The sequence below is a fragment of the Streptomyces sp. CoH27 genome, assembly GCF_020181035.1.
GTDB lineage: Bacteria > Actinomycetota > Actinomycetes > Streptomycetales > Streptomycetaceae > Streptomyces > Streptomyces camelliae.
Genome location: NZ_JAIQYY010000038.1, coordinates 1 through 13,922, shown reverse-complemented (window position 1 = coordinate 13,922; position 13,922 = coordinate 1). Strand labels below are relative to the sequence as shown.

The window sequence follows — 13,922 nt, the reverse complement described above, 5'->3', positions numbered from 1 at the left end:
ATGGCCGGCGGAGTGGAGCGGATACGGCTGGACGACGGGACCGTCGTCTGGGCCAGGGTCGGAGACGGTGACGGGGACGGGTATCAGGACACCTCGCTCGGGGACCGCGTCATCGACATGGCGGAGGGACTGGCCGGCACAGTCGGCGGGGTCGTGCGCTCCCTGCGCGCCGGTCTCCAGACCCCAGGCCCTGTGGAGGTCTCCGTCAGCTTCGGAATCGAACTGACGGCGCAGTCCGGCAAGATCGTGAGTGCCATCGCCGAGGGTGGCGGCAAGTCGTCCCTCACCGTGTCCCTGACCTGGACCGAACCGGCCGCCGTACCAGCGCGCGCGGCCGACGGCGCGGATCCCGCGGCGACCGCCGCCGGAACCGTACCGCCGCAGCCGGCGGCCCCCGGCGCCGTATGAGCACCTTCGCCGCGATGGTGCGCCCCTCCCTCGCACGCATCGGCGCACCGGGTGACGGGTATGCAACGGACCGTGACCCGTACTGGGGGTCGGGGTTCTTCATCGCTCCCGGCTGGCTGCTGACGTGCGCGCATGTCGTGGGGAGAGGGGGAGCCGCGGTGTGCCGAGGGGAGAGCGCGATGAGCGTGACCTGGCAGGAGCGCTCCGCCGCCGACGGCTGGGCGGACCGCACCGGCACCGGCACGGCCGTACTCGTCGCCCCCCGCCCCGACGCCGGCGAGGCCTCGCGGGACCGCTGGCCGTTCCCCGACCTCGCGCTCGTCCGGGTCACCGGCGCCGACGACGTGCCCTGTCTGTGGCTCGGCGACCGAGAAGCGGGCCCGCGCACCCCCGTCGGGCTCTACGGCTGGTCCGTGCAGACCGGCGAGCTGGGCATCCGGCACGGCGACGGCGAACTCGCCGGCTCCGACGCCCAGGCCCTGCTGCTCGCCGGGAGCCTGCCGGTCGGCGGACTGTCCGGCGGCCCGGTGCTCGATCTGCGGCACGGCTCCGTCATCGGCGTGATCAAGGGGCGGCGGCCGGAGGAGGGCGTCGCCGTCCCCGTCACCGCGTTGTACGAGCTGCTGGACTCGCCGCACGGGGGCCGGATCGTGCGCGAGGTGCTCCGCGCGCACGACCTCCACCATCTGCGCCGGCTGGACGAAGCCACCGGCGCCGCCGCCCCGGCCTCCTTCGCCCCGGCCGCCTCCGCCTACCCCGACTGGGCCTCCTTCCAGGCCGGACTGCCCGGCCACGCGCCCGAGTTCACCGGCATCACCGCCGAACTGCGCACCCGGCTGCACGGCCACCTCGCGCAACTGCCCCCGCCGACGGGCGCGGGCGACGTCGTCCATCTCGTGGAGGACGTGAAGGAGCAGGTGCGCGGCGAGCGGCTGCGGTCGCTGGTGCTGCGCAACGTACGGACCTGGCGCGAGGGCGCCGGACTGCTCTACGGGCTGCGCACGCTGGAGCCGGGCGGCGGCGGGACGCTGGTCGATCTGGACGCCGTCCTGCTGTACGCGGCGAAGGTGACCCGCAAGATCGCGTCGGAGCGGGCCGGGGAGGTGGAGCCGGGCCGGCTGGGCGCGGTCGCCGACTGGATCGCCGGGCAGGCCGCCGGCCACCCCAACTGGGCGGTCGGCGAGGCCATCCGGGCCCTCCTGGAGGGCGACGCGGGCGGGCAGGCCGGGTCTCCACCCATGACGCCCATGACGCCCGCGACGCCCGCGACGCCCGCGACACCCGTGACGCCCGCGACGCCCGCGACGCTCCCGACACCCCCGATGCGCACGACGTCCGGGGCGTCCCCGCTCACGACCGCCCCCGCCCCCGCCCCTGTCGTCCCCGCCCCGCTCCCCGCCCCCGCCACCTCCCGTACCGACGTCCTCGTCAAGGTCGGCGCCGCCATGTACGACGGCCGCTATCCGTGGAGCGTGCAGCTGATCTACGACGGGCAGGACGTCACCCCCGTCGCCGCCGACGACCGGGGCGTACGCGCCGAGGAGCTGGTGCGGGTGCTGCGGGACCCGCTGACGCGGGCGCTGAGCCAGGGCGACCACGGGGAGCACCTGGCCGCGATCGAGGTGTTCCTGCCGCGCAAGCTGTTCGATCTGCCCGTGGACGAATGGCAGTTGCTGCCCGAGCAGCCCGGCGGCACGGAACGCCGAGCGGACCACGCGGACTGCCCGGACCGGGTCGACCGCGCCGCCCACGAGGCCTACGCGGACTACGAAGACGGCGACGAGGACGACGACTTCGTGGACGAGCGGTCCATCCCTCTCGGCATGCGGCGGACCGTCGTCGTCCGGGACGTGCGGCGCAACGCGTTACCGCCCTCTCCGGAGTGGCGCCGGCGCTGGAGCGGCGTGCAGGGCGGGCCGCTCGCGGCCGGGACATTGCACGGGCGGCCACCGGGTGCGGGGCATCACGGCGGGGTGCGTCCCGGTACCCGCCTGCCGTTCTACCGCGCTCTGACCGCGCTGGGTGACGCGTGCGTGCCGGTGTACTGCGGGCCCGTCGGCAGCGGAGAGGGGCTGGCCGCGATGAAGGACGCGCTGATGGCCGGGCACCCGGTGGTGCTGTGGCGCCGGGACCGGCACGACCCCGAGGACTGCGGGGCCTTCCACCGGCAGGCCGCCGAACTGCTGGCGGCCGCCCGGCAGGCGGGCGGTCTGCACGGTCCCCTGCGCGACCTGCGCATCCGGCTCGCCGACCCCGAGAGCGCCCGCGCGGACGGACTGCGGGGCAAGATCGCCGTACTGTTCGACCCGCCGGACCGGCCGCCGTACGGCGCGGAGGCGATGCGCCCGCCGCCGTTCGCCGCCCCGGGCGGGTGACCCGTGGCCCGGCCCCCCGGACTTCGGGCCGTGGTCCGGGCCCCGGATCGCGGCCCCGGGTCCGGCCCTCGGGTTCCGGCTCCCGATCCGGCCCTGGTCTTCGGTCCCTGGTCCGCGCCCACGGACTGCGGCCCCTGGCCCGGCCCTCGGGTTCCGGCTCCCAGTCCGGCCCTGGTCTTCGGTCCCCGGTCCGGGCCCACGGACTGCGGCCCCGGGTCCGGCCCTCGGGTTCCGGTCCCTGGTCCTGACCCCGGACGTCGGCCTCCGGTTCGGATCCGAGGACCGGTCCCGTGGTCCGGTCCCCGCCCGGGGCTCAACTTCTCAGCCCCCAACCCCCAACCCCCAACCCCCATCAACCCCCTTGATCCACAAGCGCGTTCGTCCGGCCGGAAGTGAGCGTCCGGGCGCGCTGAAGCTCGGCAGGCACGGCTCGCGGGCGGTAGCCTCGTAGGCCGGACGGCCACGACCCGCTGCATGATCACCAGAGCTGGGAGGAGCCCAAGGTGAACGACTGGCGGATCTACCGCGGAGTGGGTCAGCCGCACGACGGCGTACGGCGGTTGCCGGCGCCGCCGCCCTGGCGTGACTTTGCGGCGTCCCGGGAGAACGGCCGCGACGGGGAGGCCGGTCCGGAGGATCCCAGCAGTGCCCGGCGGCTCGGTGTGCGCCGCCGGATGGTCGAGAGCTACGCGCCCCGGCCCGCCGAGGTCGACGCCGTCAACGCGGCCCTCTATCTGCGCCGGCCCCTGCTGGTGACCGGCAACCCGGGCACCGGCAAGTCGACCCTGGCGTACGCGATCGCGCACGAACTGGGCCTCGGCAAGGTGCTGCGCTGGCCGATCGTCAGCCGGACCACCCTCCAGGACGGGCTGTACCGGTACGACGCGATAGGGCGGCTCCAGGACGTCCAGCTGGAGCGCGCCCGGGGCGGCGAGGAGGCCGCCGCGGGGGCTTCCGGGATCGGGTCGTACATCCGGCTCGGGCCGCTCGGTACCGCGCTGCTGCCCGCCGGTGAGCCGCGTGTGCTGCTGATCGACGAACTCGACAAGAGCGATCTCGACCTGCCCAATGATCTGCTGAACACGCTGGAGGAGGGCGAGTTCGCGATTCCCGAGCTGGAGCGGCTGGCCGACCGCGAGCCCGTCGTGGAGGTGCTCACGCACGACGGCGACCGGGTGGCCGTGCGCGGCGGGCGCGTCGGCTGCACCGCCTTCCCGGTGATCGTCCTGACGTCCAACGGCGAACGCGACTTCCCCGCCCCGCTGCTGCGCCGCTGCATCCAGCTGGAACTGGAGGCCCCCGGCGAGGAGCAGCTGACCGCGATGGTCGAGGCGCATCTGGGGCCGGAGGGCGTCGCGGCCGGTACGGAGCTGATCCGCAGGTTCCTGGAGCGCGAGCCCGGCGAGGTGCTCGCCGCCGACCAGCTGCTCAACGCCCTCTTCCTCACCCGGCACGACCCGCGTGCACAGAGCCTGACCCGGGAGCGCATCGCCGAGATGCTCATGCAGCCGCTCGACCGTACGAGGTGATGGGCGCATGCCCGGCATGGGTCTGGACGAGCTGATCGGCAAGCTGCGCCAGGGCGGGCTCGACGTCACCGCGGAGGACGTGGCGGACGCGCTCTGGCTGGCCGGGCGGCTCGGCGCGGGCCCGGCGCGCGACGCCCCCGGGCCGTCGTCCGCCGGACCGCCCCCGCGCCGTCCCGAGGCCGGCCCGCCACGGCCGGACACCGCCGTCGCCCCTCCGGACCCGGCGACCGGCCCGGAGCGCGGCCCCGTGCCGCCGCGCCCAGAGTCCGCCACCGCTCCCGTCCACCTGCACACGCGTATCGCGAGCCCCGATCCCGGCCCCGGCCGCCCGGCCGCCGAGGGCAGCCCCGCCGGGTTCCCCGTCCGCGCCCCCGCCGCCGGTGCCCTGCCCGGACTGCTCGGCCTGGAGAAGGCGCTGCGTGCCCTCGGCCGGTACCGGCCCGGCTCCGTCCACGGCCGGGACGAGCGGCTCGACGGGACCGACGGGACCGACCGCATCGACGAGGAGGCCACCGCCGACCGTGCTGCCGCCAGCGGCATCCTGCTCCCCGTCCTCCGGCCCGGCCGCCGCCGGCGCTGTGACGTGCAGCTCCTGATGGACACCGGGCCCGCCATGGCCGTCTGGGGACAGATGGTCGAGGAACTGCGGCAGGCCTGCCAGCAGTCCGGCGCGTTCGCCTCCGTCCGCGTGCACCAGCTGTACGAAGGGGACGCGGGCGCTCCGCTCGTGGGGACGACCGCCGGTCCTGGCCGGCACACCCGGCTGCGCCCGGCCGACGAGCTGCACGACCCCACCGGCCGCTGTGTCACCTTCGTCATCAGCGACTGCGTGGGCCCGCTGTGGCAGAACGGCAGTGCCCAGCGGCTGCTGCACAGCTGGCCGCGCACCGCCCCGCTGGCCGTCGTCCAGCCGCTGCCGCCCCGCCTGTGGGGCCGTACGGCGCTGCCCGCCGAACCGGGCGTGCTGGTGCGGGGCGCGGAGGTCGGCGGCCGCCTGGTCTTCCTGCCCGACGACGAGCCCTGGGACGAACCGGCGCCGGACGCCCGGCCGGTGCCGGTCCTGCAGCCCACCCCGGACGCCTTCGGGGCGTTCGCCCGGCTGCTCGCGGGCACCGGCCCGACCAGCGAACGCGCGTGGGCCGCGCTGACCGCACCGGGTACGGCCACCCGGCCGGCACCGGCCGCCGTCGCCCCGCCCGGCGACGACGAGCTGCTGCGCGCCTTCCGCGCCGGAGCCTCGCCCGGTGCGCTGCGCCTGGCCGTCTATCTCGCCGCGGCCCCGCTCACCCTGCCCGTGATGCAGCTGGTGCAGCGGGCGATGCTGCCCGACACCGGGCCCATGGAGCTGGCCGAGGTGCTGCTCGGCGGGCTGCTGCGGCAACTGCCCGGCACCGGCGACCAGCCCTGCTTCGTCTATCCGGGCCGGGTGCAGGACCTGCTGCTCGCCTCCCTCGACCAGGATGCCGCCGGGCTCGTCCTCAAGCACTGCTCGGCGTATGTGGAACGGCACTTCGGCCGCGGCACCCGGAACTTCGCCGCGCTCGCCTCGGCCCGGCTCACCGACCGCGACCCGGACGGCGGCGCGGGGCCGCTGCCCGAGGACACCGCGGAGGACGCGGGCGGCGGCGTCGAGGCCGAGCTGTTCGCCCGGATCCCCGCCCGGGTGCTGCGCTTCTACCAGCCCGAGCGCCCGGCGGTCGACCCGCTCACCGAGGGTGGCCGGCTGTTCGAGGAGTGGCGGCGGCGCGGCGACCCGGAGGTGCTGCGGCAGGCCCGGGACCTCGCGCGTACGGCGGTGACCGGCGCGGACGACGCCGAGGAGCACGTCGTACGGGCCCGGCTGCTGCTCGGCCGGGTGCTGCGCGCCGAGGCGGGTACGGCGGGGGTGCGTGCGGCGGGCCGCCGGGAGGAGCTGCTGCGCGAGGCCGTGACCCAGCTCGCCACCGCGCACGCCTCGGCCCCGGCCGACAGTTCCGAGCGCGCCGAGTCGGCCCTGGAACTGGCCTTCTGTAGCTGGGAGTTGTGGCAGGAGACGGCGGAGGCCGAGCTGCTGAGGGCCGCGCTGGAGGTGCTCGATCCGGACAGCGCGCCCTGGCCGGGCCTGGCGCAGCGGGCGCGCATGTGGGCGCGTTCGCGGCCGGGCGGGGGTGGCGGGGACCTGGTGGACGCTCCGGGCGACCTGATGCAGAGGGCCCAGGATCTGCAGGACGTTCTGCCCGACCAAGCCGACCGAGTAGACCAAGCCGACCAAGCCGACCAAGCCGACCAAGCCGACCAAGCCGACCAAGCCGACCAAGCCGTGCAGGATGCTCACGACGACGGGGAGGACCCCGGTGCCGCGCACTCCCCCTCCGGGGAGTCGGCCGGTGCGGATGCGGAAGCCGTGCCCTGGGCCGCTCGTGTGCACCGCGCCCGGCTTCTCCTGCGCGGCCGGATCCTGCTGGAGCTGCGGCATGCCGGTGCCGCCGTGCCCGAACTCAGGGAAGGCTGCGCCCTGTTGGACCTCGAAGTGGCCGCTGCCGGGGTGCGGGCGCCTGCCTTGCTGGATCTGGCGCGGGCGCTGCGGGCCGCCGGTGCCGAGGACGCCGAGACGCGCGCGGCGCTGGAGCGGGCCGAGCGGGCCGCCGGGGACGAGCCGGGCCTGCTGCTGCCCTGCCTGGCCGCGCTGGCCGCCTTCCAGGACGAGACCGGGCACGGCCGCGAAGCCGACGCCGCCTACGAGCGGGCGGTGCTGCTCGCCCCCGCGGACAGCGCCCTGCGCTGCCGGCTGCTGACCGGCTGGGGCGAGTCGCTGCTGCGGCGGGCCTCGGCGCAGGGCGGCGCGCAGATCGTGGACCGGGCCGAGTACGTGCTGCGCGAGGCGCTGAAGGTGCTGCCGGCCCGCTCCGCCCAGCGCGGTCGGCTCCAGGGCCTGGTCGGCAGCGCGCTCGCCCAGCGGTTCCGCCATCTCGGCTTTCTGCCCGACCTGTTCGAGAGCCGTCATCTGCTCGGCCAGGCGCTGCGGGCCGCCGCCGACGCGGCCGTCCGCGCGGAGGTGTGGCTCCAGCTCGGGCGGGTGCGGCTGGAGGGCTGGTATCACGCGGGCGCGCCGGGGCTGATGGAGGCGTTGCAGGCGTACGAGAGCGCCGAGCGGGAGGCGCGGGCCGCGCACGGCGAGGACCCCGGCTCGGTGACGGCCGCGCGGGCCTGGCACGGCAGCGCCGCGGTGCTGGCCCTGCTGGGGCGGCCGGGCGCGGCACGGGGCGCCTACCGGGCGGCCCGTGAGCAGTGGCAGCGGCTGTCGGGGGCGTTGCGGGAAGTGGACTGGGCGGAGGTCGAGGAAACCAGGCGGGCGGAGGCGGTGCTGGCCTCGGAGGGGGTTCGGCGGGATGACGTACGGGGGCTGCCGGAGACGGAGTGGGGCCGGCTCGCGCCCCCTTGGTACCCATGGACCGAAGAGTGGGCCAACTGGTCCGATCGTGACCGGAGTTGATCGACTCGGTGTTTCTGACTCCCTTGCGTCGGGAAGAACTGGGCAGCCGCTGTGGCCGTACGGGGCGGGTGCCGGCAGGGAGGAGCCGAGGGTGGCGGAGCAGAGGAAAGGAGCGGCCGGTCCCGGTGAGGACCCCGGACCGACCGCGCTCCTGTTCGGCCTCACCGATGTCGACCTGCGGACATTGCGTGCCATGGACGATCCGGACCTCATGGCGGTGGTGGGTGATGTCCTGCGTGGGTCGCGGGAGTTCGGCGAGGTCTGGTATGTCGGCGACGAACCGGCCGAGAGCGGCAAGAAGGGCGGAGTTGCGCCCGGCGACCGTACGTTTCCGGCCGGAGTGGCCGCACGGGATCCCGGTGAGGACGACCGGGAATGACCCTGGCGCCCGTGTCCGCCGAAACGGTCGGCGAACTCGCGACGACCCGTCCCGCGCCCGCGGGCACCGCGGCACTGCGTGCCGCACTCCACGCGCGTCGCATGCTGCTCCTGAAGGCGGTCCTGGTCCGGGTCGAACGGGAACGCGCCTCACTCGCGTCGGCCACGTGGGCCCGCTTCGAGGATGACTGGGCACTGCTGGAGCGGTCGGAGCGGGCCGACCCGGCGGCGGTCCGCGCCCTCCTCGACTACCCCATGGCCGGTGCCTGGCTGGGTGCGGTCCTTGCCGGCGGTGAAGGCCCCCGGCTGGCGGGCCAGTTGTCGTATCTCACGGGACTGGCCCTGGTCGCCGTCGCGCGTGCGGGCCTGTCGGTCGAGGGGGAACGCGCGGTGCCCTCGGGCCGCCTGGTGCTGCCGGGTCTCGGTGTGCTGCGCTGTCCGTCCGGCCGCGCCCTGCTTGGCGGCCGGCCCGGACTGGTGCGCATCACGGACGCCGCCGGCGCCGCTGAGGTGCTGCTCACGCGCCCCGGAGCGAACGCACGCCGGCCGGCCCGCGGCGGCTTCGGCTGGCTCGGCCTGCGTGAGCTTCCCGGCAGCGCCGTACTCCTCGACGACCTCGACCCCTACCGGGTGCCCGCGCACGGGATCGGACCCGAGGCCCTGCCCGCCGCCCGGCGGCCGCACTCCGCGCCCGGCGCGTGGGCCGCGCGCTGGCTCGCCGCCCGGGCGCTGCTGTCGGCGACCGATCCCGAACGGGCCGCGGAGGTGGGGGCGGTGCTGTACGCGGTGGTGCCCCTGGCGCCGTCCGGGCGGCTGGGCGGCCCGATGAGCGCCACCCTGCGGTCCGCCCCCGGCGCGCTGCTCAGCCAGCTGCCCGAGGACGCGGGCGACCTGGCCGAGACCCTGGTCCACGAGACCCAGCACACCAAGCTGGCGACCTTGCACGAACTGGTCCCGCTCCACCGGCCGGGCGGCAGCCGGTACCGGGTGGGCTGGCGCCCCGACCCGCGCCCCGTACCCGGTGTGCTGCAGGGTGTGTACGCCCATCTCGCGCTCGTCGATCTCTGGCGGCGGGCCAGGAACGGCCCCGTGCTCGCGCATGGCTGGCGGGAGCGCGCCGAGCGTCAGTTCGACACCCGTTGGCATCAGGTCGGCGAAGCCTTGTCCCTCCTCCGTAAATCCGATGAACTGACTTTTGTGGGGCGGGAGTTCGTCCAGGCGATGGAACGGCATCACGCGGGTCTCGGCGTGGCGGCCAGAAGTTCTGGGTGACACGTCGTACATCGGGTATTGCGCTACGTGATGCGGGCGTTCGCCCGCGGGCCGGGCGTGGAAGGCAGGGAGCGGGAGTGGCGATGGCGGAACAGCGGCGGTCGGAGACGGACGGTGCGGCACAGCACTTCCTGGTGGTCTTCCCGGGCTACCACCGCGCATGGGCATCCTGGATCGCGCGGACCCTGGAACGCCACGGCCACCGTGCCACCCTGCAACGCTGGGACCCGCCGCGCGAGGTCCCGCTGGAGGATTCGCTCGGCGACCTGCTGTTGTCCAGCGGCCGGGTGTTGCTGGTGCTCAACGACTGGTTCTTCGAACTCGGCCCGCGCCCGGCAGGTGAATGGAACGACGCGCTGCGCGGCTTCGTCGCCGCCCACGCCGACCGGTTCGCCGCTGTCAACCTCACCAATCGCCCGCTGCTGCCCGCCACCGCCGTCCTCGAACCGGCCAGCCTCTGGGCGCTCGACGCGGAGGCCGCCGAGGAACGCCTGCTCAGCCGGCTCGGCCTGGAGCGCCGGCGCAGCCCGCGCAGCCTGCCCGGCGGCCCGGTCCGCTACCCGGACACCCGCTGTGAGATCTGGGGCGAGGTGCCCCGCCGCAACCCGCGCTTCACCGGCCGCGACGACCTGCTCAACGAGATCCACCAGCGGCTGTCCGACGCCGAGCGCGGCGCCTCCGCCTGCACCCTGCTCGGCATGTCCGGCATCGGCAAGACCCAGCTGGCCGCCGAGTTCGCACACCGCTTCAGCACCGACTACGACCTGGTCTGGTGGGTCAACTCCGACGACCGCAACGTCCAGCGCGACCGCCTCGGTGAACTCGCCGTGGAACTCGGCCTGCCCATCGGTGGCGAGCCTGGCGAACGCATCCGTGCCGTCAGGGAGGCGCTGCGCCGGGGCGAGCCGTACGCCAACTGGCTGGTCATCTTCGACGGCTGGGACGACTCCGAGGGCATGAACGCGCTGCTCCCGCAGGGCCCCGGCCATGTCCTCGTCACCTCCCGCAGCCGGGCCTGGACCGAGTACACCGATGTCCTGGAGGTACCGGCCTTCCTGCGCGCCGAGTCCACCGGCTACCTGATGCGCCGAGCCCCGCACATCACCGCCGCCGAGGCGGACGAGGTCGCCGCCGAGTTCGGCGACGTACCGCTGCCCCTGGTACAGGCCGCCTCCTGGCTCGGCGAGTCCCGCATGGAGGTGCCCGAATACCTGCGGATGGTGCGCGACCGCAAGCTCAACATCGTGGATGAACCCGCCACCGGCGAGGGCTTCCCGCAGTCCTCCATGACCTCTTGGTCGATACTGCTCAACCGGCTGCGCCAGTCCCAGCCTCAGGCCATCGACGTCCTCGGCCTGTGCACGTGCTTCGCCCCGGGCCGTATCCCGCTCGGCCTGATCCGCGCCTACCCGCAGACGGACCTTCCCGAGGAACTCCGCTGGATGGTCACCGACCTGCCCGCCTGGACCCGGGCCCTGGACACCCTCGTCAACTACTCGGTCCTCACCCGGGAGACGCGTGGGCCGCTCGGCGCGGACATGGGCCCGCACCAGGAATCCGTCCACATGCACCGGCTCGTCCACGACATCGTCTCCAAGCTGACCAGCGAGGACAACCGGGCCACCCACCGCAGAGCGGTGCGCACGCTGCTCGCCGAGGCCGACCCCGGCAACCCCGTGGACAGCCGTAACTGGCCGCGCTACGCCGAACTGCTGCCGCACCTGGAACCCTCCGGCGCGCTGAGCAGCGGCCAGGCGAGGGTCCGGGCCACCGTCCTGAACTGCCTGCAGTACTGCCTGCGCAGTGGCGAGTACAACAGCGGAATCGAACTGGCCCGGCAGATCCGCGACCGGTGGTCGCGGACCATGGAACCGCTGGATCCGCTCATGCTCGACCTGACCCGGCAGGAGAGCTACATCCTGCGCGCCAGCGGCCGGTTCCGCGAGTCCTACGACCTGGACCGCCGCTTCCTGGAGCAGGTGCAGAGCGCTCCCCGGCGCGACGAACTCTCCGAGTTGATCACGCAGAGCTCCGTCGCCAGCGACCTGCGCTTCCTCGGCCGGTACGAGGAGGCGTACGCCCTCCAGCAGCAGGTCCTGGAGGGCAACGAACGACTCCTCGGAACCCACGAGGCCGCGACCCTGGTCGCCCGGCACAACCTGGGCGTCGGCCTGCGGCTGCTCGGCCGCTACGCCGATGCCCACGATCTCGACCTGGAGACCCTGTCCCGGCGCGAGAACGTCCTGCGGGCCCGGCACATCAGCACCCTCAATTCCGGCAGCGCCGTCGCCCACGACCTCCGGCTCCTCGGCCGCTACCGGGACGCCCTGGCCCGCCAGGAGCCACTGGTCCGCCTGCACGTGCAGGTGCTCGGCCCGCAGCACCCGCAGACCCTTGAGGCCCGCGTCCAGCTGGCCCTGTGCCGGCGCCGCGAGGGGGGGTACGGCCAGGACATCTCCCCGGCGCTGGCCGACCTCCTCGACCAGCTGGTCCAGCTGCACGGCCGCGAGCACTACCGCACCCTGTCCTTCATCGCCAACTACGGCAACTACCTGCGGGAACACGGTGATCTGAGCCAGGCCCGGGAGCTGATCGACGAGGCCGAGGCCGGCTACCGGGCCCTGCTCGGCCCCGCCCACCCGGTGGCCACGGGCATGCTCTCCAACACGGCGCTCGTCATGCAGGTGGCCGGCGACCGCGCCGACGCGCTCGCCATGTCGGAGGCCGCGCTGGCCGGGCTCACCTCCACGCTCACCGCCGACCACCCCTGGGTCCTCGGCTGCGCCCTGAACACGGCCGCCGCCCGCAACTTCAACGGCCGTATCGCCGAGGCCGTGGAACTGAGCCGGGAAACCCTGCGCCGGGCCCGGCACACCCTGGGCCACGAACACCCGCTCACCCTGTCCTGCCAGGTGGCCCTCGCCGCCGACCTGCGGGCCGTGCACGAGCAGGAGGAGGCGGGGAAGCTGGAGGACGACGCCCTCCTCACCCTCACCCGCACGCTGGGCGCCCAACACCCCCACACCCTCTCGGCCCGCCAACGGGTGCGACCGTACTGGGACTTCGAGGCGTACTTGGGCTGAACAGGACGTCTCCATGCACAAGGGCCCGGTACCGAGTTCTCACTCGGTACCGGGCCCTTGTGTCACGGCTTACGCGTCGAAGACCTCACGCACCAGCTGTTCCTGCTCCGCCTGGTGCCGCTTGGCGGAGCCGACCGCCGGGGACGAGGAGTGCGGGCGCGAGATGCGCCGCAGCCGCTCGCCGGCCGGGATGTCGGCGCCGACCGCCAGGTCCAGGTGGTCGATCAGGTTGAGGGCGATGAACGGCCAGGCACCCTGGTTCGCCGGCTCCTCCTGCGCCCACAGGTACTTCTCGGCGTTCGGGTACTTGTTGACCTCCGCCTGGAGCTCGGCACCCGGCAGCGGGTACAGCCGCTCGATGCGGATGATCGCCGTGTCCGTGACGCCGCGCTTGACCCGCTCGGCCTCCAGGTCGTAGTACAGCTTGCCGGCCACGAAGACGACCTTCTTGACCGCGGCCGGGTCCACCGTCGTGTCGCCGATGACGGGGCGGAACTGGCCCGAGGTGAACTCCTCCGTCTTCGACGCGGCGGCCTTCAGACGCAGCATCGACTTCGGGGTGAAGACCACCAGCGGCTTGTGGTGCGGGTTGTGCACCTGCCACCGCAGGAGGTGGAAGTAGTTCGACGGCAGGGTCGGCATGGCGACCGTCATGTTGTTCTGGGCGCAGAGCTGGAGGAACCGCTCGACACGGGCCGAGGAGTGGTCCGGGCCCTGGCCCTCGTAGCCGTGGGGGAGCAGGAGCGTCACGCCGCTCGTCTGGCCCCACTTCTGCTCGGCCGCCGAGATGTACTCGTCGACCACCGTCTGCGCGCCGTTGACGAAGTCGCCGAACTGCGCCTCCCACATCACGAGCGCGTCGGGGCGGGCCAGCGAGTAGCCGTACTCGAAGCCCATGACCGCGTACTCGGACAGCAGGGAGTTGTAGACGTTGTAGCGCGCCTGGTCCTCGGCGAGGTACTGCAGCGGGGTGTGCTCCTCGCCGGTCTCGCGGTCGATGATGACCGCGTGGCGCTGGCCGAACGTGCCGCGCTGGGAGTCCTGGCCGGACAGACGGACCGGCGTGCCCTCCAGGAGCAGGGAGCCGATGGCCAGGGTCTCGCCCATGCCCCAGTCGATCGTGCCGTCCTCGACCATCGTCGCCCGGCGCTGCAGCTGGGGCAGCAGACGCGGGTGCACGTGGAAGGTGTCGGGGATGTTGACCTGGGACTCGGCGATCCGCTTGACGACCTCCGTGGAGATCGCGGTCGGCACCGCGACCGGGAAGCCGTCCTGCGGCGCCGGGACGGGTCCGCCGGCCGGCTGGGACGTGGCCTCGCGGACCTCCGTGAAGACCTTCTCCAGCTGGCCCTGGTAGTCCTGCAGGGCCTGCTCGGCCTCTTCCAGGGTGATGTCGCCGCGACCG

Annotated in this window: 7 protein-coding genes and 1 pseudogene; 7 read left to right on the top strand and 1 reads right to left on the bottom strand. The window is 74.2% G+C overall.

From position 1 onward, the window contains the following. From LE548_RS39595 to fxsT, 7 genes are all read left to right on the top strand, one after another. Window positions 1–408 carry a CU044_2847 family protein gene (locus LE548_RS39595; protein WP_225101892.1) on the top strand — a complete coding sequence of 136 codons (408 nt, stop codon included), beginning with the start codon at window positions 1–3 and terminating at the stop codon, window positions 406–408. Next, window positions 405–2,783, top strand: coding sequence for a trypsin-like peptidase domain-containing protein (locus LE548_RS39590; RefSeq protein WP_308030992.1), 2,379 nt, complete (start codon window positions 405–407; stop codon window positions 2,781–2,783). Before LE548_RS39595 ends, LE548_RS39590 begins: the two co-directional genes overlap by 4 nt. Window positions 2,784–3,286: 503 nt before the next feature. Next, window positions 3,287–4,312, top strand: coding sequence for a MoxR family ATPase (locus tag LE548_RS39585; RefSeq protein WP_225101891.1), 1,026 nt, complete (start codon window positions 3,287–3,289; stop codon window positions 4,310–4,312). Window positions 4,313–4,319: 7 nt separating this feature from the next. Continuing rightward, window positions 4,320–7,784: an SAV_2336 N-terminal domain-related protein gene (locus LE548_RS39580; RefSeq protein WP_225101890.1), complete on the top strand. Its 3,465-nt coding sequence runs from the start codon at window positions 4,320–4,322 to the stop codon at window positions 7,782–7,784. A 91-nt stretch (window positions 7,785–7,875) separates the two neighbouring features. Continuing rightward, window positions 7,876–8,163: a hypothetical protein gene (locus LE548_RS39575; protein WP_225101889.1), complete on the top strand. Its 288-nt coding sequence runs from the start codon at window positions 7,876–7,878 to the stop codon at window positions 8,161–8,163. 11 nt (window positions 8,164–8,174) lie between these two features. Next, on the top strand, window positions 8,175–9,434 hold the full coding sequence (locus LE548_RS39570; protein ID WP_225101888.1) for an HEXXH motif-containing putative peptide modification protein: 1,260 nt from the start codon (window positions 8,175–8,177) through the stop codon (window positions 9,432–9,434). Between the two features lie 83 nt (window positions 9,435–9,517). Continuing rightward, complete coding sequence (gene fxsT, locus LE548_RS39565) at window positions 9,518–12,517, top strand: FxSxx-COOH system tetratricopeptide repeat protein (RefSeq protein ID WP_225101887.1); 3,000 nt, start codon at window positions 9,518–9,520, stop codon at window positions 12,515–12,517. Between the two features lie 69 nt (window positions 12,518–12,586). On the opposite strand, the pseudogene kgd reads toward fxsT, so the two are convergent. After that, window positions 12,587–13,922, bottom strand: a pseudogene (kgd, locus tag LE548_RS39560) (multifunctional oxoglutarate decarboxylase/oxoglutarate dehydrogenase thiamine pyrophosphate-binding subunit/dihydrolipoyllysine-residue succinyltransferase subunit); the annotation flags it as partial.

Coding starts and splice junctions, on each gene's coding strand:
- LE548_RS39595 (WP_225101892.1), top strand. CDS start 1: ATGGCCGGCGGAGTGGAGCGGATACGGCTGGACGACGGGACCGTCGTC.
- LE548_RS39590 (WP_308030992.1), top strand. CDS start 405: ATGAGCACCTTCGCCGCGATGGTGCGCCCCTCCCTCGCACGCATCGGC.
- LE548_RS39580 (WP_225101890.1), top strand. CDS start 4,320: ATGCCCGGCATGGGTCTGGACGAGCTGATCGGCAAGCTGCGCCAGGGC.
- fxsT (WP_225101887.1), top strand. CDS start 9,518: ATGGCGGAACAGCGGCGGTCGGAGACGGACGGTGCGGCACAGCACTTC.